The following is a 968-nucleotide window of genomic DNA, read 5'->3' as shown; positions in this document are numbered from 1 at the left end:
AGTTGAGAAAGAGAAGAAAATACTTGTTCATTTATTGGAGCATAAATGCGGGTATAAAGTATGCCAACAGTCCGTTCAACTAAGGCTTTATCTTTTGGTTTACGGCTTCTTGTTGGGAAAATACAAGTACCATAATGTGAGGCAAAGTCTTCGATGCTTTCATTAAGGTCTGGCTCATATCTGTCAGCTTTGTTTACAGCAGATTTTAAGTTATCTGGAACGATGGCTTGGGGAACACCTCCGAAATATGTCAAGGCGTTGGCCAGAGCTAATAAGAAATCAGCCTTTTTTTGACTATAAACGGCTTGACAGTAAGTATATTGGCTGCATCCTAAAGTTGCAATAAATACTTCAACTGCTTGTTTTTCACCACTTTGTGGGTCTGTTATGTATAGTTTTTCTCCTGCAAAATCAACGTATAGTTTATCACCTGCCTTATGTTCGAGGTGCATGGTAACTTTCTGAGTAGATTGCCAATGTCGAAAATAATGACAAAACCTCGAATAATTGATAGCATTTTGGGTCGTTAAGCAATATTTTTCCCAGAGCATTAATCGTGTTACACCTACTTTTTGTAACTCTTTGGCATACAAAGGGAAAAGTAAATCTAACGCTTCAATAGTTGATGGCGAATTCTGTTTTTTAACTAAACGATACAGAGCTTCTTCATTCCAGTCCAATAGAGAACTTAAATCTTGACCCACTTCTGACCGAAGGTAGCCAAGATAATTATCAACGGTATTACGAGAAAGTCCTAAACTTTGGGCTATCCATCGTTTGCTTTTACCGCTAATTTGATATTCAATAAGTTTATGTAACTGTTTCATTGTGATGCGATGATTTGCCATGTCGTAAGTATTTTTAATAAAATATTACTTACAAACAACGGTTTTTTTTATCGCTTTTCACTTATCCACAGGTGGCTCACTTTGCCTACAATCACTGGCTCACTTTCGCTGGAATATACA

General features: G+C 36.9%; 1 protein-coding gene. It reads right to left on the bottom strand.

Annotated features, from left to right (window positions below; all coding sequences use genetic code 11):
• Positions 1 to 827: IS21 family transposase (gene istA / locus ABR854_RS25695; protein ID WP_350268723.1), on the bottom strand; the 827-nt coding region annotated here is incomplete at its 3' end.
• Between the last annotated feature and the right edge of the window lie 141 nt (positions 828 to 968).

This window comes from Emticicia sp. W12TSBA100-4 (assembly GCF_040253585.1).
In the GTDB taxonomy this organism is placed as follows: Bacteria; Bacteroidota; Bacteroidia; order Cytophagales; family Spirosomataceae; genus Emticicia.
Note: the sequence above shows the minus strand (reverse complement) of the source record. Positions and strands in the feature narration are given on the sequence as shown.